The organism is Chondromyces apiculatus DSM 436, from assembly GCF_000601485.1.
GTDB classification, from domain to species: Bacteria; Myxococcota_A; Polyangia; order Polyangiales; family Polyangiaceae; genus Chondromyces; species Chondromyces apiculatus.
Window position 1 is genome coordinate 58,045 of record NZ_ASRX01000026.1, and the last position, 23,553, is coordinate 81,597.

At 70.0% G+C, this 23,553-nt stretch carries 17 protein-coding genes and 1 pseudogene; 13 read left to right on the plus strand and 5 right to left on the minus strand.

The genetic code is table 11. The features are described 5' to 3' along the window. Positions 1-617: 617 nt before the first annotated feature. From CAP_RS18295 to CAP_RS48220, 3 genes and pseudogenes are all read left to right on the plus strand, one after another. A complete protein-coding gene (locus CAP_RS18295) occupies positions 618-1,004 on the plus strand; it encodes a hypothetical protein (protein WP_044242741.1) in 387 nt (128 codons plus the stop codon). A 478-nt stretch (positions 1,005-1,482) separates the two neighbouring features. Beyond that, positions 1,483-1,836 carry a hypothetical protein gene (locus tag CAP_RS18300; RefSeq protein WP_044242744.1) on the plus strand — a complete coding sequence of 118 codons (354 nt, stop codon included), beginning with the start codon at positions 1,483-1,485 and terminating at the stop codon, positions 1,834-1,836. A 54-nt stretch (positions 1,837-1,890) separates the two neighbouring features. Then, positions 1,891-2,371 (plus strand): annotated as a pseudogene (locus CAP_RS48220) (transposase). 496 nt (positions 2,372-2,867) lie between these two features. On the opposite strand, the gene CAP_RS18305 reads toward CAP_RS48220, so the two are convergent. After that, positions 2,868-3,134, minus strand: a complete 267-nt coding sequence (locus CAP_RS18305) for a hypothetical protein (protein ID WP_156040916.1) — start codon at positions 3,132-3,134, stop codon at positions 2,868-2,870. A gap of 362 nt (positions 3,135-3,496) precedes the next feature. On the opposite strand from CAP_RS18305, the gene CAP_RS18310 reads away from it, so the two are divergent. The 7 genes from CAP_RS18310 to CAP_RS18340 all read left to right on the plus strand — a co-directional run bounded on the left by CAP_RS18310 (position 3,497) and on the right by CAP_RS18340 (position 10,578). Continuing rightward, complete coding sequence (locus CAP_RS18310; RefSeq protein ID WP_044242748.1) at positions 3,497-4,612, plus strand: 1,9-bis(guanidino)-5-aza-nonane synthase; 1,116 nt, start codon at positions 3,497-3,499, stop codon at positions 4,610-4,612. After that, a complete protein-coding gene (locus tag CAP_RS18315) occupies positions 4,609-5,376 on the plus strand; it encodes an SDR family NAD(P)-dependent oxidoreductase (protein ID WP_044242750.1) in 768 nt (255 codons plus the stop codon). Before CAP_RS18310 ends, CAP_RS18315 begins: the two co-directional genes overlap by 4 nt. Beyond that, entirely contained in the window at positions 5,376-6,827 is a 1,452-nt protein-coding gene (locus tag CAP_RS18320) for an FAD-binding oxidoreductase (protein WP_052375466.1), read from the plus strand. Before CAP_RS18315 ends, CAP_RS18320 begins: the two co-directional genes overlap by 1 nt. Before the next feature lie 189 nt (positions 6,828-7,016). Then, positions 7,017-8,621 carry an ABC-F family ATP-binding cassette domain-containing protein gene (locus CAP_RS18325; RefSeq protein ID WP_044242752.1) on the plus strand — a complete coding sequence of 535 codons (1,605 nt, stop codon included), beginning with the start codon at positions 7,017-7,019 and terminating at the stop codon, positions 8,619-8,621. A 174-nt stretch (positions 8,622-8,795) separates the two neighbouring features. Then, positions 8,796-9,407 (plus strand): S1 RNA-binding domain-containing protein, encoded by a 612-nt coding sequence (locus CAP_RS18330; RefSeq protein ID WP_052375467.1) that lies wholly within the window; start codon positions 8,796-8,798, stop codon positions 9,405-9,407. 701 nt (positions 9,408-10,108) lie between these two features. Then, positions 10,109-10,336 (plus strand): hypothetical protein, encoded by a 228-nt coding sequence (locus tag CAP_RS18335; RefSeq protein ID WP_044242754.1) that lies wholly within the window; start codon positions 10,109-10,111, stop codon positions 10,334-10,336. An 11-nt stretch (positions 10,337-10,347) separates the two neighbouring features. Continuing rightward, positions 10,348-10,578 (plus strand): hypothetical protein, encoded by a 231-nt coding sequence (locus CAP_RS18340; RefSeq protein ID WP_044242756.1) that lies wholly within the window; start codon positions 10,348-10,350, stop codon positions 10,576-10,578. A gap of 12 nt (positions 10,579-10,590) precedes the next feature. On the opposite strand, the gene CAP_RS18345 is transcribed toward CAP_RS18340, so the two are convergent. Further along, positions 10,591-12,258, minus strand: a complete 1,668-nt coding sequence (locus CAP_RS18345) for a right-handed parallel beta-helix repeat-containing protein (protein WP_044242758.1) — start codon at positions 12,256-12,258, stop codon at positions 10,591-10,593. Between the two features lie 163 nt (positions 12,259-12,421). On the opposite strand from CAP_RS18345, the gene CAP_RS18350 reads away from it, so the two are divergent. Further along, the gene (locus tag CAP_RS18350) at positions 12,422-13,273 is read left to right on the plus strand and encodes an SDR family oxidoreductase (RefSeq protein ID WP_231511553.1); all 852 of its coding nucleotides are present in this window, start codon (positions 12,422-12,424) and stop codon (positions 13,271-13,273) included. 71 nt (positions 13,274-13,344) lie between these two features. Here the strand turns inward: CAP_RS18350 and CAP_RS18355 are convergent, their stop codons facing one another. Both CAP_RS18355 and CAP_RS18360 read right to left on the minus strand, forming a co-directional pair. Further along, positions 13,345-14,619 (minus strand): efflux RND transporter periplasmic adaptor subunit, encoded by a 1,275-nt coding sequence (locus CAP_RS18355; protein ID WP_044242762.1) that lies wholly within the window; start codon positions 14,617-14,619, stop codon positions 13,345-13,347. Then, positions 14,616-17,786, minus strand: coding sequence for an efflux RND transporter permease subunit (locus CAP_RS18360; protein WP_044242763.1), 3,171 nt, complete (start codon positions 17,784-17,786; stop codon positions 14,616-14,618). Before CAP_RS18360 ends, CAP_RS18355 begins: the two co-directional genes overlap by 4 nt. A gap of 128 nt (positions 17,787-17,914) precedes the next feature. Between CAP_RS18360 and CAP_RS18365 the strand changes: the two genes are divergently transcribed. Further along, positions 17,915-19,132, plus strand: a complete 1,218-nt coding sequence (locus tag CAP_RS18365) for a LysR substrate-binding domain-containing protein (protein WP_081865009.1) — start codon at positions 17,915-17,917, stop codon at positions 19,130-19,132. Between the two features lie 58 nt (positions 19,133-19,190). Next, positions 19,191-20,291, plus strand: a complete 1,101-nt coding sequence (locus tag CAP_RS18370; RefSeq protein ID WP_044242766.1) for an enoyl-CoA hydratase/isomerase family protein — start codon at positions 19,191-19,193, stop codon at positions 20,289-20,291. A 24-nt stretch (positions 20,292-20,315) separates the two neighbouring features. Here CAP_RS18370 and CAP_RS18375 read toward each other — a convergent pair whose 3' ends face one another. Continuing rightward, positions 20,316-23,486, minus strand: a complete 3,171-nt coding sequence (locus CAP_RS18375; RefSeq protein WP_044242767.1) for an amino acid adenylation domain-containing protein — start codon at positions 23,484-23,486, stop codon at positions 20,316-20,318. Between the last annotated feature and the right edge of the window lie 67 nt (positions 23,487-23,553).

The window sequence follows — 23,553 nt, forward strand, 5'->3', positions numbered from 1 at the left end:
TCCTCGCGAACCGCTCGCATCCCCGCGCGCGCGCCGCGCTGCTCGCGACCCACCTCTAGCCATTCGCGCAGGTGAAAGCCTGGTCGGCCCGCTGCATGGCGCGGCCGGCGCTCGCGCGGGCGATGAAGGGCCAAGAGCCTGTCTCAGCAGGGCTCCCGTCGCTGCCCGGCCGATCTGCGGCGCATCGCGTCGTTGCGCCTCGTCAGCCTACTTCAGTAGGCCTCCTCGTCGCGCCTAGCGCTGCTTGCAGCTCGACCGACCAGCTCGGTCCGCCCTGCTGAGACAGGCTCTGAACCGCGATCCATTCGGGCAGGCTTGGCGCGACTGGCGCAACTCCTGCGCAGGCTGGCGTGGCGGTCCGCGCGCGGCAGCCCACGTCACCCGGCGCGACGCGTCGTTCGCCGCTCGGCACGCCCATTGCGGAGCCCCCCTTCGCACGCCCGGCAACGCCGCCGAGGCGGACGCGTGGGGGAGGGAAGGGCTCGGGGACATGGCCCCGAGCAGGTGGCCCGGCGGAACGGGTCACGCATGCCTTCGTCTCACCCTGCGCAGCCGCATCGAGGCCCCCTGCCGGCTGCGAAGCAGACAGCTGGTCCATCCAGCAGAGAGGCATTCCCATGAACGGATCCTGGTCCAAGATTCACCTCCTGATCACCACCCTGTGCGCGGCCTTCGCGAGCGGCTGCACCGTGGAGGTGATCGACACCGAGGAACAAGAGCAAGTCGCGGAGACAGAGCAGGCCATCACCGGCGGCGGCTCCTGCAACTCGACCGATCCGGACTGGCCTCAATGCAACGGCGGCAACGGGCCGACGATACCGCCGCCCGAGTGCACCGGGAAAACGTCGTGTTACTGCCTCTGCCGCCTGGACCATCCTTGCATCCAGAACCCTGCCGAGTGCAGCCCGCTCTCGGCGTGCCTGAACCAGTGCGACAGGGATTTCCCCTCTCACTGCCCCGGAGGCGGACACACCAATCCCCAGAGGTTCTCAGACTGCTTCTGACCCACACGCGGCAAGCACGCGTTGTCGCCCCCTCCCGCAGCACCCCGCTGGCGCAGCACCCCGCTGGCGCAGCACCCCGGCCCTCGCAGCACCCCGCTGGCGCAGCACCCCGGCCCTCGCAGCACCCCGCTGGCGCAGCGCCCCGCTGGCGCGACGTGGCGAAACGCATCCTTCCCCCCATCCCATCGCCAGCTTTCGCGTGCGTGCCCCTGCCTGGAGCCTGACGTCTGCCGCGTCGGTGGGTGGTGCGGCCGGCCCTCGCGCGGCGACGGGAGCGCCCCCTCCGTCTCCGGCAACCGAGCCCCCGCGAGAGCGTCCGGGGACGGTGGTGAGCGCATTGCGTCCACGTGACGCGCTCGGAAAATGCGCGTGAGTCACTTGCCGCATCGGCGGTTGCGATGACACTGATGGCGCTCCCCTGTGGCATCGGGTGTCGATGTGCCAGGCAGGACCATCTGCGGAGGCTTCCAGGAATGCGATGAAGAACCTGGGCGTGCTCTGGGCTGCGTCTCTGTCATATGCTCTGGCCGGGTGCACCGTGGCGGTGTCCGACGAGGGTGAGGGCGACCCGACCCTCGACGAGGGCGCTGGCGCGGAGAGCGAGGGCGCCGCGTCCGAGGAGGGCGCGGGCGTGGAGAGCGAGGGCGCCGCGTCCGAGGACGTGACCGCCGAAGCGCCGAGCGCGATCCAGAGTGAGCCGGCGGCTGTCGTAAGGTGCGGTGGCAATCAGCATTATTGCCTCGCGCAGTGCAGCAAGACCGACGAGCATTGGCATGTCGTGGATCACGTGAGCAATCTGAACACGAGCTGTTCGGTCGCGGGTGAGGCTTAGAGTGCCTAACAAAACTTGGCCCAGTCGTCGCGGGGGGAGTAGGCGGGGCGAGCGATGGCCAAGCCTCTCGTCCCTGACAGCCTGTGGGAACGCATTCAGCCGCTACTCCCGAAACCCAAGCCGAAGCCTCGCGGGGGCCGACCATCCCTGGAGGACCGTGCCGTCCTCGCGGGCATCCTCTTCGTCTTGAAGACCGGGATCCAGTGGGAGGAGCTTCCGCAAGAGATGGGCTGTGGTTGTGGACGCCATCGTTCCTATCCGTTGTGGCCATCGAGCGCGCCGGAAACGACCCGCCAAACTGCACGCCGACAAGGCCTACGACCATCGCTTCTGCCGGCAAGAATGCCGGAGGCGCCACATCAAGGCCCGAATTGCACGACGCGGCATCGAGAGTCGTTCCCGCCTTGGGAGACATCGCTGGGTCGTTGAGAGGACACTCTCTTGGCTGCACCGTTTTCGGCGACTCGCGACTCGCTACGAACGACGCGAGGACATTCATCGCGCCTTCCTTACATCTGGGAGCCGCACTCGGTAGGACACTACCGCTTGGAGTACGCGATGCCAACCCTTGGGGTCCGCGATGCCAACCCTTGGGGTCCGTCACCCCAATGGATGGGGTCCACGATGCCAAGGATCGGGGTCTCCACTGAACGGATTTGGAGTTCGCGACCCCAACCCTTGGGGTCCATGACGCCAAGGGTTGGGGTCGCGGACCCCAACGTTCAGTACCCGAGGTGAACAAGCGTGGAGTTCGCGACCCCGACCGTTGGGGTCCGTCACCCCAAGGGTCGGGGTCCGTGACGTATATGGTTGGTGTCGGCGTGGCCAACGGTCGGGGTCCGCGACGTATCCCGTCGGGGTCCACGACCCCAACGGTCGGCGTCCACTACCCCAACGGTCGGCGTCCGCCACGCCCACCGACGTGCACCGCCTGCACTTCCCCCTCGTGGGCGACCTCGTGCTGGGCCCCCTCTCCGCCCCGCTGGCCCTCCTTGGGGCGTTGGGCGTGCTCTCGCTCGACGACCGCGACCCTAGTTCAGCAGCCTCGGATCCACCGGCTCGTCGTCCCCTTCCTCGGACTCCGGCGGCGCCGCTCCATCCGCGAGCCCGCGGTTCCGTGCCGCGTTCCCTTCGTACTCCGTGCGCCGCTTGCCGGGGGCCTCCCGCGCCGCAGCGCGATCCCACTGGTGGGCGGCTTCCCGGAGCGCGCGCGCACGCGCCGCATCGTCGGGTGCATCCTGCGCCTTCTGCTCGGCGGCCTGCGCCTTGGCCACATGAGGGTTTCGACCGAAGCTCATGCCTCGATGTAGCGCATGCGCGACGTCTTACGAGCAACTCCGGGGAGAACCCGCCACCCTCTCGCCTCCCCTCCCCCCCTCCACCCTGTCTCCCCGGTCCTCCACCCTCTCTCCTCCGTCCTCCACCCTCTCTCCCCGGTCCTCCCCCGCAAATCCTCGCTTCTCCCTTCCCCCGACTCTCCCCCCACAACGGCATCTCCCTGTGGCACGCTCCTATCAGTTCGTGCTACGAAACCCTCACGCCACCTGACGGGACCGATGGCGGCTGGGCTGTGTGCCCGCCGTAGGCCGTCCCACGGTGGCTGCGCCCGACCTGCGGGCCATCGAGGGTGAATTCCGGGTCTCTCAAGGATTCACTGGCCATGGCTCACACGAAATCCGATCTCCTCCGGCAGCCCATTGCGCACATCGACATCAAGGCTTTCGACGCGCGGCCCATCGTCGACGCGATGGGGCGCATGGCATTCCAGGCGCGCAATCTCCACCGGGCGGCCGCCATTCTCGACGCAATGGTGCGCGAGCCCGACGGCGGGGTGATCCTCTGCCTTGCGGGATCGCTGGTCTCGGCGGGGCTCAAGCAGGTCATCGTCGACATGATCCGGCACGACATGGTGGACGCCATCGTCTCCACCGGAGCGAACATCGTGGACCAGGACTTCTTCGAGAGCCTGGGCTTCAAGCACTACGTCGGCACCCCACACGCGGACGATCAAGCGCTGCGAGAGCTGGGGATCGATCGGATCTACGACACCTTCATCGACGAGGACGAGCTGCGCATCTGCGACATGACGGTGGCGAAGATCGCGGCGGAGCTGGAGCCGCGGCCCTACTCCTCGCGCGAGTTCCTCGGGGAGATGGCGAAGTACCTGCTCGCGCAGCGGAAGAGCGGCGTTCAGACGTCAGGGAGCGCGCACACCACTGCGAGCACGAACGCCACAGGGAACGCGCAGGCACAGTCCCCCCTCGTCGACGGCATCGTCCTCGCGGCCCACGAATGCGGCGTGCCCATCTTCTGCCCGGCGTTCAGCGATTGCAGCGCGGGGTTCGGCCTGGTGCATCACCAGTGGGCGCGGCAGGGGAAGCCGCACCTGAGCATCGACAGCGCGCGGGACTTCCTGGAGCTGACCTGGGTGAAGCTCGCGGCGAAGGAGACGGGGCTGTTCATGGTCGGGGGCGGGGTGCCCAAGAACTTCGCGCAGGACACGGTGGTGGCGGCGGATCTGCTGGGGAAGCCGGTGAGCATGCACAAGTTCGCGGTGCAGCTCACGGTGGCGGATGAGCGGGATGGGGCGCTCTCCGGGTCGACGCTGCGGGAGGCTTGCTCCTGGGGGAAGGTGGACACGGCGTTCGAGCAGATGGTCTACGGGGAGGCGACGACGACGATGCCGCTCATCGTCTCGCATGCGTTCCACGCGGGCGGGTGGAAGGGGCGCGGGGCGCGGCGGTTCGCGGAGGTGTGCGCGGGAGGTGGGCAGTGAGCGCGGCGTTCACGAGGGCGATCGTGGTGGGAGGCTCCTCCGGGATCGGGGAGGCCATCGCGCGGCAGCTCGCGGCCGAAGGCGCGCAGGTCGCGGTGGTGGCGCGGCGGGAGGCGGAGCTCGCGCGGGTGGTGGCGGCGGCGGCGTCGGCGGCGTCGGCGGCGTCGGCGCCCGGGAAGATCAAGGCGTACGTGCACGACGCGGCGGACGTGGACGCGGTGCCGGAGCTGTTCGCGAAGATCGTGGCGGACCTCGGGGGGCTCGACACGCTGGTGTATGCGGCGGGGGCGATGCCGGCGGTCGCGGAGGGGGAGTACAGCTTCGAGAAGGACCGGACCATGGTCGCGGTGAACCTGCTCGGGGCGATGGCGTGGATGAACCCGGCGGTGGCGCGGTTCGAGGCGGCGCGGAGCGGGACGGTGGTGGGGATCTCCAGCATCGCGGGGGAGCGCGGGAGGCGGGGGAACCCGGGGTACTGCACGTCGAAGGCGGCGCTCTCGACGTACCTGGAGTCGCTGCGGAACCGGTGCGCGCGGTACGGGGTGAACGTGGTGACGGTGAAGCCGGGGTTCGTGGACACGGCGATGACCCGGGGGATGAAGGGGCTGTTCTGGCTGATCTCGGCGGACGAGGCGGCGAAGCAGGCGCTCTCCCTGGCGCGGCGGGGGTCGGGGGCGAGCGGGTTCGTGCCGGCGCGGTGGGGGCTCGTGGCGCTGGTGGTGCGGATGCTGCCGTCGTTCGTGTTCCGGAGGTTGAACTTCTGATGGGCTCCTTGGCGGGCGATGGCGTGGCGCCGCTGCGCACGAAGGCTCCCTGGCGGGTGCTCGACGGGTTCGGGCGGGCGGTGCACGCCGCCTGCCGCTACGCGGCGCCGCGCTCGGTGGAGGAGCTGGAGGAGGTGCTGGGGCAGGCGTGGGACGAGGGGCTCAGCGTGGCGTTCCGCGGGAGCGGGCGGAGCTACGGGGACGCGGCGCTCAACACGGAGGGGATCGTCGTCGATGCGACGGGGCTCGATCGGGTGGTGCGCTGGGAGCCGGAGACGGGGGTCTTCGAGGCGGAGCCGGGGGTGACCATCGAGGGGCTGTGGCGGCGGACCATCGAGGATGGGTTCTGGCCGGCGGTGGTGCCGGGGACGATGAAGCCGACGCTCGGGGGGTGCGTGTCGATGAACATCCACGGGAAGAACAACTTCCGGGCGGGGACGTTCGGGGAGCACGTGCTGGAGCTGGACCTGCTCACGCCAGGGCGGGGGAAGCTGCGGTGCAGCCGGGAGGAGAACCCGGAGATCTTTCACGCGGTGGTGGGAGGGCTCGGGCTGCTCGGGGCAGTGACGCGGGTGAAGCTCCAGCTCAAGCGGGTGGAGAGCGGGCGGCTGCGGGTGCGGTCGCTGTCGGCGTGGAGCCTCGACGAGATGTTCGACCAGTTCGAGGGGTGCCTGCCGGGGTCGGACTACGTGGTGGGGTGGGTGGACTGCTTCGCGCGCGGGGAGGCGCTGGGGCGAGGGCAGATCCACGCGGCGAGCTACCTGGAGGCGGGAGAGGATCCAGAGGGGAGAGACTCGCTGCACGTGGAGGCGCAGGGGCTGCCGGGGCACATCCTCGGGGTGCCTAAGAGCAAGCTGTGGCGGCTGATGAAGCCGTTCACGAACGACTTCTGGGTGTCGGTGGTGAACGGGCTGAAGTTCCGGGCGTCGACGTGGGAGCACGGGAAGAGCTACCTGCAGTCGCACGTGGGGTTCGCGTTCCTGCTCGACTACGTGCCGGACTGGCGGCTCGCGTACGGGGCCGGGGGGTTCATTCAGGTCCAGGTGTTCGTGCCGCACGAAGGCGCGCGGGCGTGCCTGCACGACGTGCTGGCGATGTGCCAGGAGGCGGGGTTGCCATCGTACCTGGGGGTGCTGAAGCGGCACCGGCCGGATGCGTTCCTGCTCTCGCACGCGGTCGATGGGTGGTCGCTGGCGCTGGATTTCCGGGTGACGGCGCAGACGCGGGCGCGGCTGTGGGCGCTGACGGAGCAGCTCACGGAGCGGGTGCTCGCGGCCGGCGGGCGGTTCTACTTCGCGAAGGACGCGGTGCTCCGGCCGGAGGACGTGACGCGCGCGTACGGGCGGGAGCGGCTGGAAGGGTTCCTGGCGCTGAAGGCGGCGCTGGATCCGCGGCAGGTGCTGCGGAGCGATCTGCTCCGGCGGGCGCTGCCGCCCGGGCCGATCGGGTAGACAGGCCTCGTTCCTGCCCGGCCGTGCGCCAGGACGCTGCGGCGGGGGTGTTCGCGTCCGGACGCGTGCCCGACGCGTTCTGGACGCGTCGCCGCCGGACGGTCGCCCGCGCTGAGCCATCGGGGAGGAGGCGTCGATCCATTTCGGGGCCGAAGACGCCGCGGAAACGTGCTAGGGCAGGGCCCCTTCATGATCACGCTCGAGAAGCTCACCAAGCGGTTCGGACCCAAGATCCTGTTCGAGAACGTCTCCATGCGGTTCGACCCCGCCAAGCGCTACGCGCTGGTCGGCGCGAACGGGGCCGGCAAATCGACGCTGCTCAAGGTGATCTCGGGCGAGCAGGAGTCGGACCAGGGGTCGGTGGAGATCCCGAAGGCCCTCAAGGTGGGCGTCCTCAAGCAGGACCACTTCGCCTACGAGGGCGTGCGCATCCTCGACGCGGTGCTGATGGGCAACCGCGTGCTGTGGGACGCGATGCAGGAGAAGGACAGGCTCTACGCCGGGGAGATGACCGACGAGATCGGCATGCGGCTCGCGGAGCTGGAAGGGGTCGTGGGCGAGGAGGACGGCTACACGGCCGAGGCGCGGTGCGCGGAGCTCTTGGAGGGCCTCGGGATCCCGACCAGCCGGCACTACGATACGGTGAGCACCCTGGCCGGCGGCTACAAGCTGCGCGTGCTCATCGCGCAGACCCTGTTCGCGGGGGCCGACGTGCTCCTGCTCGACGAGCCGACGAACCACCTCGATCTGGAGTCGATCCGGTGGCTGGAGCAGTACCTGACCCGCGACTTCCGGGGGACGCTGCTCATCGTCAGCCACGACCGTCACTTCATGAACGCGGTGGCGACGCACGTGGCCGACGTCGATTACCAGACGGTGACGGTGTACACGGGCGACTACGACGACTTCGTGGAGCAGAAGACCACCGGCAGGCGGCAGTCCGACGCCGACGCGGCGCAGAAGAAGAAGAAGATCGCCGAGCTGAAGGACTTCGTGGCCCGCTTCGGGGCGAGCGCGAGCCGGTCGAGCCAGGCGCAGTCGCGCGTGAAGGAGATCGAGAAGCTGGAGGGCAGCATCCAGACGAAGCGCTCCAGCGTGGTGCGGCCGTACATCAAGTTCGAGATCGAGAAGCCGTCGGGCCGCGACGTGCTCCGCGTGAACGGGCTGAAGAAGAGCTTCGGCGACAACCACGTGATCCGCGGGCTCGATCTGAACCTGACCCGCGGCGACAAGCTGGCGGTGATCGGGCCGAGCGGGATCGGCAAGTCGACGCTGCTCAAGCTCCTGGTGAACGAGTACCAGCCCGACGCGGGGACCATCGTCTGGGGCCACGACACCAACGTGGGCTACTTCGCGCAGGACCACCACGAGGCGCTCGACGCCGGCTTCTCGGCCTACGAGTGGCTCTACCGGTTCGACCCCAGCGCGGCGATGGAGCACGTGCGGTCGGTGCTCGGGAAGCTCCTCTTCAGCGGCGAGGCGGGCCTGAAGAAGACCGAGAACCTCTCCGGCGGCGAGGCGGCGCGCCTCCTGCTCGCGAAGCTCATCCTGCTCAAGAACAACGTGGTGGTGCTCGACGAGCCCACCAACCACCTCGACGTGGAGAGCATCGACGCCCTCCTCCAGGCGCTCGTGGACTTCAAGGGGACGGTGGTGGTGACCAGCCACGACCGTCACTTCATCGGCAAGCTGAGCACCCGCGTCCTGGAGCTGTCGAAGAAGGAGCCGCGCCTGTTCAACGGCTCCTACGAGGAGTTCCTGGAGAAGTTCGGCGACGAGCACCTGAAGGGCTGACCGGTGCGGCCGGAGCGGGGGCCGCAAGGGGGGCAAGAGCCGCAGGGAGGGCACGTGGTGCAGGGGTCGCAAGGAGAACGGGGGCCGCAAGGGGGGCGGGGGCCGCAGGGGGGACGGGGACCGCAGGGGGGACGGGAGCCGCAGGCCGGAGCCCCCACGCTGGCCGAGGGCGAAGTGGCCTTCCTGAAGGTGACGGGCGTGACGTCCTTCGGGGCGTTCGTGGCCTGGGGTCAGCCGAAGGACCTGCTGGTGCCCCGCGCCGAGCAGACGCGCGCCATGCGGCCCGGGGAGCGGCACCCCATCGGCCTCTTCATCGACCGCGAGGGCCGCCCCACGGGGACGATGCGGGTGAGCGAGATGCTGCGGGGGACACGCTCGTTCATGCTCGACGAGTGGGTCCAGGGCGAGGCATGGCGGAAGGACCCGGACATCGGGGTGTTCGTGATCGTGGAGCGCCGCTACGTGGGCCTGGTGCCCGCAGACGAGCCGAACGATCTGGCGCGCGGCGAGGCCGAGGAGTTCCGGGTGGCGAACATCCTGGACGACGGGAAGGTGGAGCTGTCCCTGCGCGGGTTCGCCCACGAAGAGGTGGAAGACGACGCGGAGGACATCCTGGAGGTGCTCGCGAAGAAGAGCACGCCGCGGGTGGGTGACCGGTCGCCGTCGGAGCAGATCCGGGCGCTGTTCGGGATGAGCAAGAAGGCGTTCAAGCGCGCGGTGGGGCGGCTGCTGAAGGAGCAGCGGGTGGCCATCGACGATGACGGGTTCGTGGTGGTGCTGAGGTGATGCAGCGCTGAAGAGGCGCTCGCGTCACCTGTCGCAGGGCGCAGTCTGTGCCGTCATCCACGCCTGATCGTACCAGCCACCCATGACGGGCGTCTGAGCGGCCGCAGTCGACACAATCGTCAATACAGGCTTCATCGAGGGCTCACGACAGGGGTCCACACTCGTCGGTGGATGCTGGCCACGCGCGCGGAGAGGGCCTTCCGGCCTGGCCTTCCCTGCGGCGTGTGGCCACGGGCCACCGGAGAGGACCAGTCATGAGGAAGACACGATGGATCGCGCCCTGGGTCGCGGCGATGGTGCTCGGGGTGGGGCTCGCTTCGGCGCAGCCATCCTCGGGGCAGGAGCGGTAGCCGCATGGACGCCCGCAGCAAGGGCAGCCGCAGCAAGGGCAGCAGCAAGGGCCGCAACAGCAGGGGCAGAGGCCAGGCGGGGGTTCGGAGGGGAAGCCTCAGGGCGACCCGGGGCAGAAGCCCGGCGAGGCACCGCGGGGCGGAAAGGGCGACGAGCAACGGCCCGGGTTCCCGCCCGGGAGCGGCGCGCAGAACGGGAGCAACGGGACCAGCGCGAACGGGCAGAGGCCAGACGCGCCGCCCCCGCAGCAGGGGGAGACGGGGCGTCCGGAGCGGGGCGAGGGGGCGAAGCCGGGGAACGCGACGGGTCAGCGTCCGCAGGAGGACACGGAGCGATCGAAGCGGCGCAAGGTGCAGCTCGATCAGCAGCGGCAGGCGCTCGACAAGTCGCTGAAGAACAAGCCCATGGACGAGGCGCTGAAGCAGGAGTCGCAGCGTCACGCGGAGCGGGTGGCGAAGCTCGAACGGATCCAGGCGCTCGCGGTGGAGAGCGGCGACACGGCGGCGGCCGCGCGGGCGAAGACGCTGCTCGACCAGGAGAACGCGCGCTACCAGTCCTATCTCGACGGACGAAAGTAGAGGGACGACCGATGAAGCTTTTTGCGTGGATGGCTCCCGTGCTGCTCGCCTCGGCGCTCGTCGGCTGCAACGACGGCAAGGCCTCCCAGGAGGCCGTGGTCACCGCAGCAGCGCAGGGGACGAGCGCGGTGGAACCCCAGATCGCCGTGCCTGCGGACTACGAGGACCAGGTGAAGGGCAAGATCACCACCGACAACTACAAGAGCGAACTCGACCAGCTCGAGGCGGAGATCAAGAAGTGAGGTGAAGGCCGCTCACGGCTTGCGGGCGAAGGCGCCGAGGTCGACGGCGGTCCCGGTGGGGCGCGCGAAGTCCGTGAAGTCGGCGGGGGGGGCGGCCGTGAGGGCGCCCGCGCAGGAGAAGGCTGGCGTGATCGGGCGGGTGCCGGCGGAGAGGGCGGGGCTGCCGGCGCCGAGCTGGTAGTCGCCGGCGGCTGGGTCGAGGAGCAAGGGGTCGCTGCCGACGAGGTTGTGGCTGCCGAGGGTGCAGGTGGCGGGGCCCGTGCAGCCGGAGGCGAGGACGTTGTGGTCGAGGGTGATGTCCTCGGGGATGGCGCCGCTCGTCGAGGAGATGATGTCGCGGGCGCCGTTGCTCCAGAAGACGTTGTTGTAGGCGCGCACGGTGGAGTCGAGCAGGTAGATGGCGCCGTCGGTGTTGCCGACGACGGTGTTGTTGGCGAGGGTCGCGTAGCCGCGGTCGTCCACGGCGTTGCCGGAGCCGCGGCCGTCGATGCAGATGGCGCCGACGCCCTGGTTTCCGACGACGACGTTGTTGATGACGGTGCCGATGGAGGCCTCGTCGATGAAGATGCCGCCGCCAGCCTTGGTGGCGATGTTGCCGGAGATCCAGTTGGCGTCGACGGTGACGGTGATGAGGGGGAACTGGGCGATGATGCCGCCACCCACGCCCTGGCCGCCGGGGCCCGAGAGGGGGCCGTGGCCGCGGTTGCCCTCGATGAGGTTGTGGTGGATGCGGGCGTTCATGCTCACGGAGATGCCAGCGCCGTGGGGGGTGTCGTAGCGGGCGACGTTGTTGCGGACGATGTTGTGGGCAACGGTGGCGAGGGCGGAGGAGACGGTGAGGGTGCCGCCGGAGCGGGTGTTGCTCTCGGAGGAGGCGGCGGAGCCGATGTAGATGCCGGCGCCGCCAGCGCCCGTCTTGTTGTCCTCGACGAGGTTGTGCTCGACGAGGACGGTGCTGCCGGAGAGGCGGAGGCCGCCGCCGCGGTGGTCGCGCTGGCCCTCGATGCCGTTGTCGAAGACGTGGTTGTTGCGGATGACGACGGTGCGGCCGGCGGAGTAGCCGCTGAGGATGGCGATGCCGTGGAGGCCGCCGGTGATGCGGAAGCCGTCGACGGTGATGGCGCGGAGGTTGCCGAAGACGAGGGTGGCGACGGTGCGGTCGGGGGCGCGGAGGAGGGTGGGGTGGGCCGTGCTGTCGCGCTGGGTGAAGCTCGATCCGGCGAGGAAGCCGCCGACGAGGGTGATCTCGGTGCCGGAGGTGAAGCGGTCGGCGGTGCTGCCGACGTGCTCCGTGTGGGTGCCCTCAGCGACGCAGAGGACGGCGTTCTGGCCGTTCTGGATGGTGAGGTAGGCCGACTGGAGAGAGCGGTACGGAGCGGCGCGGGTGCCGGTGCCGCCAGCAGGGGCCGCGGCGTTGACGAAGAGGTAGGTCTTGCCGGCGAGGGCGCCGCCGGGTTCGCAGCCGTAGCGCTGCTGGGAGGCAGGAGGGGTGAGGCCTGCGTCGGGGATTGGCGCGGCGCTGCCAGTGCTGCCGGTGTCGTCCGCGGCGAGGGCGGCGGCGCGCAGGTTGTCCGGGGCCACGGCGAAGGCTTCGGGGGCGCCGTCGAGGCAACCGGTGCAGAGGAAGGCGAGGAGCGGAGCGAGGCGGACGCCAGGCAAGACGAACGGGTGATGCTTCATGGACCTCCCCACGTGGTTCGGGCTGCGCGCAGCGACGAGGGCATGGCCAGGGTTGCAAGCGTCAGGCCGGTCAAGGGCGTGCGCCGGACGCGCGGTCGACCCGGTCGCCGGAGACCGCGACGGGTGACTACGCTACCGTCAGCCACGAAGGGACAGGGACAGAATGGCGAGCGCGGCAATGGATGGTCGGGTCGTGGTGATCACCGGGGCGACGGGGGGTATCGGCAAGGCGGCGGCGATCGCGCTGGCGCAGCAGGGGGCGTCGGTGGTGCTGGTGGCGCGCGACATGGGGCGCGGCGAGGAGGTCCGGGCCGCGGTGCGCGAGGCGACGGGGAAGGAAGCCGAGCTTCTGCTCGCGGATCTCGGGGTGCAGGCGGAGGTGCGGCGGCTCGCGTCGGAGCTGCTGGAGCGGTTCCCGAAGATCCACGTGCTCCTGAACAACGCGGGTGTGGTGAACCTGAAGCGCGAGGTCACGATCGACGGGCTGGAGGCGACCTTCGCGGTGAACCACCTGGGGCCGTTCCTGCTCACGAACCTGCTCCTCGAACGGCTGCAGGAGAGCGCGCCGGCCAGAATCGTCAACGTCTCGTCGGACGCGCACACCTTCGGGGCGCTCGACCTTGACGACCTGCAAAGCGAGCGGCGCTACGGGGTGGCGCGCGTCTACGGGATATCGAAGCTCTGCAACATCCTCTTCACGCGGGAGCTGTCGCGTCGGCTCGCGGGGAGCGGGGTGACGGTGAACAGCCTGCACCCGGGGGCAGTGGCGACGGGGCTCGGGGGGAACAACGGGCCCTGGGCGAAGCGGGTGCTCAAGCTGCTGCGGCCGTTCTTCCTGACGCCCGAGAAGGGCGCGGACACCGCGGTGTACCTGGCAAGCTCGCCGGAGGTGGAGGGGGTAACCGGGGAGTACTTCGTCAAGCGCAAGGTGCGCCGCCCCTCGAACGCGGCCCTGGACGACGCGACGGCGAAGAAGCTGTGGGATGCGAGCCTGAAGCTGACCGGGCTCGCGTGACGCGCGTGACGCGTGGCGCGCGTGACGCGTGGCGCGGGCGTCAGAGGGGACCCGCGTCCCCTCGTGGAGACTCAGGAGGGAGGAGGAGGAGGCACGAGCACCTCGACGGCGGTGCCCTCGGTGAGCTCGGCGCTGGCGAGCTTCACCACGCGGACGTTCTCGTCGATCCCCGTAGAGATGTGCAGCGTCGCGCCTGTGTCGCGCTCGATGGTGATGGGCACGAAGTGGATCTTGTTCTCGGGGGTGACGACGGCGATGCGGAGGCCCTGGGAGTCGCTGTAGAGGGCCGTGGCGGGGACCTCGAAGATCTTGTGCGGGGTGGGCAGGGTCAGCGAGACCTCGGCGTACATGCCGATGAGGAGCTTGCCGTCGGGGTTGGGGACGTTGACCTGGGTGTTCATGGTCCGGGTCACAGGGTCGAGGGCGCCGGAGGTGCGGACGATGGTGCCCTCGAAGGGCTGGCCGGCGAACTCGCGCAGGGTGACCCTGGCGGGGGCGTTGAGCTTCACGCTGGGGGCGACGTCCTGGGGGACGGCGACGAAGACGCGCACCGGGTCGGTGGCGGCGATGCTGAAGAGCGGGGTCCCGTTGCCCGCGCTGACGAGCGCGCCGATCTCGATGGTGCGGGAGGTGATGGTGCCGGCGAACGGGGCGGTGAGCTTGGCGAAGGCCTTGAGGTTGCGCAAGCGCTGGATGTTGGCCTGCTGGGCGCGGATGGTGGCCTGGGCGACGGTGACGCTCGCGGCGTCGATGTTGGCCTGGCCCTGGCGCTGGTCGAGTTCCTGCTGCGTGGCGACGCCCTCGGGGACGAGCTGCTTCGAGCGATCGAGGAGCGACTTCGAGAGGTCGCGGGTGGCCTGGGCCTGCTGGAGGCCGGCCTGGGCCTGGGCGAGCTGGGCCTGGGCCTGGGCGAGCTCCATGTCGAGTTCGGGGGTCTCGATCTCGGCGAGGACCTGATCCTGCTTCACCTTGTCGCCGATGTCGACGAGCCACTTGCGGGCGTAGCCGCTGACGCGGGGGTACATGACCGTCTCCTGCAGGGGCCGGATGCTGCCCGGGAGGAGGAGGGCGCGGTCGCTCGACAGGATCTTGGGCGCGATGACGTCGACCCGCAGGGCGCTTCCCTGGGTCGTCTTCACCTCCTCTTCGAGGTCGGTGCGCGCGCTGCGGCGAGGGAGGTAGGCCGCGACGAAGGCGGCGCCGAGCACGCCGGCGGCGACGAGGACCGTGGCGACGATGCGGGTCTTGCTGAACTTCGCAGGCGGAGGCAGGTCGAAGCCGAGATCGTCGGCGGGCGTCGCGGGGGGGTGCGTCTGGGCTTCGGTCTGGTCGGGTCTGGGGCTCATAGGTTCTCTGCCAGGGGGTCGGTGGCGGGCGCCTTCTTGCGGAGGATGCTGTACATCACCGGCACGAAGAACAGGGTGGTCACGGTGGCGACGAGGAGGCCGCCGATGACGGCGCGGCCGAGAGGAGCGTTCTGCTCACCGCCCTCGCCGAGGCCGGTGGACATCGGCAACATGCCGATGATCATGGCGAAGGCGGTCATGATGACCGGGCGGAGACGGGTCATGCCGGACGCGAGCGCGGCGGTGGTGGCGTCGCGGCCGAGCTGGCGCTGGTCGTTGGCGAAGGTGACCACGAGGATGCTGTTCGCCGTGGCGACGCCGACGCACATGATGGAGCCCATCAGGGCGGGGACGCTCAGGGTGGTGCCCGAGAGGAAGAGCATCCAGGCGATGCCGGAGAGGGCGCCGGGGAGCGCCATCAGGATGATCAGTGGGTCCATCCACGACTGGAAGTTCACGACCATCAGGAGGTAGACGAGGACGACGGCGAAGATGAGGCCGTAGCCGAGGCCCCGGAAGGAGGAGGTCATGCTCTCCACCTGGCCCTTGAGCGTGGCCTTGGTGCCGCGGGGCATCTGGTCCTTCATCCCGTCGATGAGGCTGTTGACGGCGCTGGCGACGGAGCCGAGGTCGGTGCCCTCCACGTTCGCCTGGACGTCGAAGGTGCGGGCGACGTTGTAGTGGGTGACGTTGACGGGCCCGGTGCCGCGCGAGACCTGGGCCACGTTGGAGAGGAACTGGGGCTGGCCGTTGCCCGTGGAGAGGGGCGTGACGTTCACCTCGTCGAAGGAGCCCACGGCGTACTGGGGGGTCTGCACGGCGACGAGGTACTGCACGCCGCGCTTGTCGAGCCAGTAGCTCGGGGAGACCTGGCCGCTCGACGAGAGCGAGACGAGGATGTCGCTCGCGACGTCGCGCTGGCTCAGGCCGAGCTGATCGGCCATGGTCCGGTCGACGTCGATGCGGAGCTGGGGGCGCTCGTTCACCTGGGCGAGGTGGACGTCGACGGCGCCGGGGATGTTCTTCATGCGCTCGGCGATCTGCACGGCCACGCCGTAGGTCTCCGCCTCCTTGCCGATGGGCCCCACCACCTGGACGTTGATGGGGGCCGGGAGGCCGAAGTTGAGGACCTGGGTGGTGATGTCCGGCGGCAGGAAGAAGAAGGTGGTCTCGGGGTAGGTGGCGTTGAGCTTGTCCCGGAGCTGCTTCACGTAGCCAGCCGTGGGGGCGTGGCCGTGCTTGAGGGAGATGGAGATCTGGCCGTCGGCCGAGGAGATGAGCGCCCCCTCGCTGAGCGAGAGGTTGATGCCGCTGGCCGGGATGCCGAGGTTGTCGATCAAGGTGTCGATCTCGGCCGGGGGGATCACCTCGCGGATGGTCTCCTCGATGTGCGCGATGTTCCGCTCGGTCTCTTCCAGGCGGGTGCCCGGCGTGCCGCGGACGTGGAGCTTGATGAGGCCCGCGTCGACGCTCGGGAAGAAGTCCTGGCCGAGCAGGGGGAGCAGCGACACGGAGGCGGCGACGAAGATGCCGAAGCCGATGACGAAGCCCACGCGGTGGGCGAGCGCCCAGGCGAGGATCCGGCCGTAGGAGGTGCGCAGGCGGTCGAAGCCGCGGTTGAAGGCGGCGTGGATGCGGCCGAAGAAGCCAGCGGGCTTGCCGTGATCACCGTGGGCGTGCTCCTCGGCCTCGCGCTCGAGGAGCAGCCGCACCATGGTCGGGACCAGGGTCCGCGACAGGACGTAGGACATCAGCATCGCGAAGACGACCGCGAGGGCGAGGGGGATGAAGAGCGACCTCGCCGCGCCGGTGATGAAGGCGACCGGCACGAAGACGATGCAGATGCAGAGGGTGGCGACGAGCGCCGGGACGGCGATCTCCTGGGCCCCGTCGACGATGGCGCGGATGAAGGGCTTCCGCTGGCCGAGGTTCCGGTGGATGTTCTCGATGGCCACCGTGGCGTCGTCGACCAGGATGCCCACGGCGAGCGACATGCCGCCGAGGGTCATGGTGTTCAGGGTGTGGCCCATGGCGTCGAGGACGATGATCGAGACCAGGATCGACAGGGGGATGCTGATGACGACGATGAGGGTGCTGCGCCAGCTCCCGAGGAAGAGCAGGATCATCAGCGCGGTGAGGCCGGCGGCGATGAGGGCCTCGTGGACGACGCCGTTGACCGAGGCGCGGACGAAGAGCGACTGGTCGAAGAGGAGCGTGGCCTTGAGCTCCTTGGGGAGCTTGGCCATGGTGCCGGGGAGCATCTCCCGGATGCGGGCGGCGACCTCCAGGGTGCTGGCGCTGCCCGCCTTGAGGATGGTCATCAGCACGCTGCGCTTGCCGTTGACGTGCACCATGCTCTGCTGCGGCGAGTTGCCGTCGCGGATGTTGGCCACGTCGCGCACGTAGACGGTCTTGCCGTCGACGCTCTTGATGGGCAGCGAGCCGAGCTCCTCGAGGGCGGCGGGGCTGCTGTTCATGATCACGGGGTACTCGTTGGTCCCCATCTTCGCGGAGCCCGCGGGCAGGATGACGTTCTGCAGGCCGAGGGCGGTGTTCACGTCCCGCGCCGAGAGGCCCCAGGCGTAGAGGCGCTGGGGGTCGATGTCGACCATGATCTGGCGCTGCTTGCCGCCGTAGGGCCAGGGGATCTGGGTGCCCTTGATGGTGGCGATGTCGGCGCGGATGAAGTTGACGCCGTAGTCGAAGAGCTGCTGCTCGCTCATCGACTCGCTCTCCAGCGCGGCCTGCATGATGGGCACGTTCGAGGCGCTGTAGCGGATGACGAGCGGCGGGGTCATGCCGGTCGGCATCTGGCGGATCGAGCTCTGCGAGGCGGCGGTGATCTGCGCGATGGCGGCGTCGACGCTGGCGCCCGGCTGGAGGAAGACCTTGACGATGGAGATGCCCGTCAGCGACTGGCTCTCGACGTGCTCGATGTCGTTGACGACCGTGGTGAGGAAGCGCTCGTAGTTGTTGACGACGCGCTTCTCCATCTCCTCAGGGGGAAGGCCGCCGTAGTTGAAGATGACGGAGATGACCGGGATGTCGATGTTCGGAAAGATGTCCGTCGGCATCCGGAAGATGGTGAACACCCCCATGATGACGATGAGCATCGACATCACGATGAAGGTGTAGGGGCGCTTCAGCGCGGTAATGACGAGCCACATCGGCCACTTCCTGGCTCCCACGAGCCCCGCGGATCAGGACGGTCGCGGTCGGGGGGTGCGCTGGACAATTCTCCCGGAACGGCCAGTCGTCCAATATATTGTCGGGCATTGCGCTATACCTCCTGGGTATGGAGCTGCGTCACCTGCGGTATTTCATGGCCGTCGCCGAGGAGCTGCACTTCGGTCGCGCAGCCCAGCGCCTGCACATCGCGCAGCCACCGCTGAGCCGACAGATCCAGGATCTTGAGGCTGAGCTCGGTATCACCCTCTTCGACCGCTCCCCTCGGGGCGTGGAGCTGACCCACGCGGGCACGGTGTTCCTCGGCCATGTCCGGCGGGTGTTTGGCGCGCTCGATCTCGCGGTGCACGACGCCCGGCGCGCCAGCGCGGGCGAGACCGGCCGGGTGGTCGTCGGCTACCTCTCCTCGCTCACCTACACCGGCATCGTCGACCTGGTCCGTGCCTACCGCGACCGGTTCCCCACCGTGGACATCGCCCTGCGCGAGATGTCCCCGCAGGAGCAGATCGACGCCCTCAAGGAGGGGCGCATCGACGTGGGCTTCGTGCGGGCACCGCTCGACGAGGCGGCGATCACCCACGCCTGCATGCGCAGCGAGGAGCTGGTGGTCGCCCTGCCCATCGATCACCCGCTCGCCGCGTGGAAGCGCATCCCCGTGGCGATGCTCTCCCGGGAGCCGTTCGTCACCTTCCCCCGCCACCGTGGCCCCGGCTTCTTCGACCAGATCATCGCGCTCTGCCACGCCGCCGGCTTCTCCCCGCGCATCGTGCAGGAGGCGCCCCAGATCGACATCCCGAGCCTCGTGGCGGCGGGGTTCGGGATCTCCATCCTGCCCGAGTCGATCCGGGAGATGGGTCGTCGCGGCATCGTCCTCAGGCCGCTCGTGGGGGGCCCTCGGACGAGCTTGCTCATGGTGTGGCGCAGCAACGATGTAGCGCCAGCGGTGACGGGTTTTGTCGACTTCGCGAGGCGCACCGGGCTCCCGCGCTACGGCGTGAAACCTGCCGAGGACGGCGCGAAGGCCAGCGGGGATGGCGTGAAGCCCAAGGGGGACGGCGTGAAGCCCAAGGGCGGCGGCGTGAAGCCCAAGGGGAATGGCGTGACGTCCAAGGGCGGCGAGAAGTCCAAGGGGGACGGCGTGAAGGCAAACGGTGACAGCATGAGGCCCAAGGGTGACAGCGTGAGGCGCAAGGGCGACGGCTTGAAGCCCAGGGGCGATGGCGTTAAGCCCAAGGCATCTGCCGCAGATCCCGGGGAAGATGCCTCGAACCCAGCGGCGGACGAAGGCACGCTGAAGGTGGATCGGGCGAGGTCGAGCCCTGGATGAGCGCCGCGCGGTCGCGCCACGTTCTCCAGGCGCGCCGGATCGATTACACACGCGCTCCATGAGCGACCCTGTGCTGCTGGAGACCCGCGGCCCTCTCGGCCTGATCACCCTCGACCGCCCGCGCGCGCTCAATGCGCTCGATCTGGGGATGATCCGGATCGTTCAGCCGCAGCTCGATGCCTGGGAGCGTGCGCCCGAGGTGAAGGCGGTGGTGATCCGCAGCAGCTCCAGCAAGGCGTTCTGCGCCGGGGGTGACGTGCGCGCCGTCGCCGCCTCGGTGGATCAGCCGACGGCTGCGGGGGAGATGCCTCTTTACGCCGCCTATTTCCGCGCGGAGTACGCCCTCAACCACCGCATCCACCACTACGCCAAGCCCTTCATCGCCTTCGTGGACGGCATCAGCATGGGCGGTGGCCTCGGCCTCTCGATCCATGGCTCGCACCGCGTGGTCACGGAGCGGCTGCTGTTCGCCATGCCGGAGACGGGCATCGGCCTCTTCCCGGATGTGGGCGGGGGGTGGTTCCTCCCGCGCTTCCCCGGCGAAACGGGGACCTACCTGGGCCTCACGGGCGCCCGCGCCACTGCGGCCGATGCGATGTGGGTCGGCTACGGGACGCACCACGTGCCCCATGACCGGCTCGATGCGCTGCTCGACGCGCTGCGGGAGGCGCTGCAGAAGACGCATGACGCGGTCGAGGAGGGCAGCGGCGGCAGCGGCGGCAGCGGGGACACCGGCGCGGCAAGCGCGCTGGTGACCCGCGTCTGCGCCTCCTTCGCCACGGACGCCGGCCCTGCGCCGCTCCAGGCGCTCGCCGGGGAGATCGACCGCTGCTTCGCCGGAGAGCGGGTGGAGGACATCCTCGCCGCGCTCGCCGCTGAAGACACGCCGTGGGCCGAGGCCACCCGGGCGACCCTGCTGCGCATGTCACCTTCGAGCTTGAAGGTCACGCTGCGCCAGCTCCGCACCTGCCGCGGCCTCTCCTACGATGAGGTGCGCGCCGTCGAGACGCGGCTCAGCGACGCGGTGGTCGCGCGCCACGACTTCCGCGAAGGCATCCGCGCGGTGCTCGTCGACAAGGACCAGGCGCCGCGCTGGAACCCGGCGACCCTGGCCGAGATCACCGACGAGGACGTGGCGGCCTGCTTCGCGGGGGTCTGACCCGAGCGAGGCGCGCGGCAGGTGTCACCGGGGTGAGGAGCTGAGGAGGGCTGGCGTTCGCTCGCTGCCCGGGGTGGAGCGCCGCTCGGAGGGGCGATCGGAGGGCAGGAAGCCCATCCGCCGGTGGTAGTCGAGGTAGGTCCGCAGCAATGCCACGTCGAGTGGCGGGCACGCGATGCCCGTACCCGTGAGCATCCGGCGCGTGTTCGCGTCGCCGTAGTGCGCCGTCCTCCCGCCCAGCTCCAGGCGGGTGAACCCCTCGTGGATCTGCTCGGTCAGCATGGGCACCAGCGGGAGCAGCGGGTTGTCGGGCGAGTGTTCGAGGGCCGTGAGGAGCTGGACGAGCCACTCCGTGTAGGAGAGCCTCCGGAGCGGGTGGCCGGCGCTGCCGAGGACGTCGAAGAAGCTGCGCAGATCGCTGCTCTGCGACGCGGGCGGCACCAGGTGGTAGGCCTTGCCCCACGCGTCGGGGTCGAGCGAGATGCGGGTGATGGCGGCGCTCACGTAGTCAACGGGGACGAAGCTCATGTGGTGGTGCGGCAGATCGGGGAAGCAGCCGATCTGGAGGCACCCCTTGAGCAGGCGGGCCATGAAATCGTCCTGGTTGCCGGCGCCCGTCGCGCTGTCTCCGAGGATGAAGCCTGGCCTGAAGATGGTGGTCGGGAGGCCCCGCTCGGCGGCCGCGGAGACGAGCTTCTCGGAGACCCACTTGCTCTGCGCGTAGCCCATGTCCGTGCCGACCTGGTCCGCGCGCGGGTCGGGCGCGTCGTCCTCGCCCACGATCGCGGAGCCCGCGCTGTAGCCCATGTGGCCGAACACCGAGATCGACGAGACGTGGTGGAAGGGCTTGGTCCGCGTGGCGCACGCCAGCCGGAGCATCTCCTGCAGGCCGACGACGTTGGCGTCGCGGTGCTCCAGGTAGGGCTTCACGTAGCTCACCGCGGCGGCGCTGTGGTAGATGGCCTCGATCTGCGCCGCGAGGGCGTCGTAGGCGTCCTCGGAGAGGCCGAGGCGCGGGCGCTCCAGATCTCCCGGCACGGCGACGATCCGCTCCCGGAAGCGCGGGCTCCACAGCTCGTACTTGGAGAGCGTGGCCTGGATCCTGCGCGCGGCGTCGGAGACGCTCAGGGCGCGCACCAGGCAGTGCACCTTGGCCTCGGTGCGGAGAAGCAGGTCGCGGAGCAAGAAGGCCCCGAGGAAGCCGGTGGCGCCGGTCAGGAGGAGGTGCTCCGGGGCGCGCCCGCGCGACGACGGCGGAGCGACCGGGCGGATGTCGGGCGCGAGCGCGGCGTCGGCGCCGAGGGCGTGGGACTGGGGGGGCTCCGTGGGGTTGTGGTAGCCGGAGCGGAGGGCGTCCACGAGCCGGGCGATGCGCGCGAGCGTGGGGGAGGCCGCGAAGAGGTGCTGCACCGGCAGGTCGACGGCGAAGTCCTTGTGGATGCGGAGGATGAGCCGCGCCGCGAGGAGCGAGTCCCCGCCGAGATCGCGGAACGAGTCGTCGCGCCGGGTGACCTCCACGCGGAGCAGCTCGGTCCAGAGCGCCGCGAGCTGCGCCTCGGTGCGGGTCGCGAACCCGATGCTGTTCGGCGAGGAGGGGCGCTCGCCCGCGAGGCCTGGAGGCGGCAAGGCGGCGTGATCGACCTTGCCGTTCGGGGTGAGCGGGAGGGCGCGCAGCACCATCAGGTGGGAGGGGACCATGTGCCCCGGGAGCTGCGCGTCGAGGTGGGCGCGCAGGCCGGTGACGTCGGTGTCGGTGACGACGTAGGCCACGAGGCGCCGGTCCCCGGGCGCGTCTTCCCGCACCAGCACCACCGCCTCCCGCACGGTGGGGAAGGTGAGCAGCGCGGCCTCGACCTCGCCCGGCTCGATGCGGAAGCCGCGGATCTTCACCTGCCGGTCGTGCCTCCCCAGGAAGTCGATGGAGCCGTCCGGCAGGAGGCACGCGCGGTCGCCAGTCCGGTAGAGGCGGGTTCCGGGCTCGGCGCGAAAGGGGTCGGGGATGAAGCGCTCGGCCGTGAACCCTGGCTGGTTCAGGTAGCCCAGGGCGAGGCCGTCTCCCCCCACGTACAGCTCTCCCGGCTCGCCCACGGGCGCCTCCACGAGGCTCGCGTCGAGCACGTGCGTGGTGGTCCCGGAGATGGCGACGCCGATGGGGATGCGCACGCCGTCGGGAGGGGGCTCCCGGAGGAGGTGCGCCGTGGAGAACGTGGTGCCCTCGGTGGGTCCGTACACGTTGAGCAGCCGCCCCGGACCGCCCCCGCCGCCCCCGCCGCCCGCGCCGCCCGCGCCGCCCGCGCTGCCCGCGGCGAACAGCGCGCGCGCCCACTTCGGATCAAGCACCTCCCCGCCCACGAGGAGCGTCGTCACCCCCCTGAACGCATCCGGCGCCGCGTCGGCGAGGTGGTGGAAGAGCGCCGTGGTCACGAACATCGCGGTGATGCGCGCGTCCTGCACCGCTGCCTGGAAGGTGCTCGCCGAGAGCAGCGCTTGCTTCGGGAACACCACGACGCGGGCGCCGTTCAGGAGCGCGCCCCAGATCTCGAAGGTGGAGGCGTCGAAGGAGAGGTTCGAGGCGTGCATCACCCGGTCGGTCGGCCCGAGGGTGATGTAGTTCGTGCCGATGACGAGCCTGACGATGGCGCGGTGCGGGATGGCGACCGCCTTGGGTTGCCCGGTCGAGCCCGAGGTGAACATGACGTAGGCGATGTCGTCGGCGACCGCCGCGCGGGGGCGCACCACGACGGGCGCCTCGCGGCCGACACGCTCGGTCCGCGGCGCCTCGTCGAGATCGACGATCTCGTCGAGGACCACGACCTGTCCCGGGAACATCTCCGGGCACGGGATCCCCCGCGGCAAGAGGAGGACCGGCGCGACGATCTCGCACAGCATCAGGGTGATCCGCTCCTCCGGGTAGCTGGGATCGAGGGGCACGTAAGCGCCGCCCGCCTTCAGGATGCCGAGGAACCCCACCAGCGCGGCCAGCGAGCGCTCCACGAGGAGGGCGACGGGCGTGCCTGGGCCCACGCCGAGCCGCCAGAGGCTGCGCGCGAGCCGCTCGGCGCGGCGGTCGAGTTCCCCGTACGAGATCGCCTGGTCTCCGAGCACCGCGGCGATGGCGTCCGGCGTCTGCGCAGCCTGCCTCTCGAACAGCGCGTGGACCGTGACATCCCGGGGGTAGTCGGCGGTGAACTGCATGGTCCTCTCCTCGGAATGGGGCGTTAGGGTCAAGCCCGATGCTATCGCCGGATGCGCGTGTACGCCT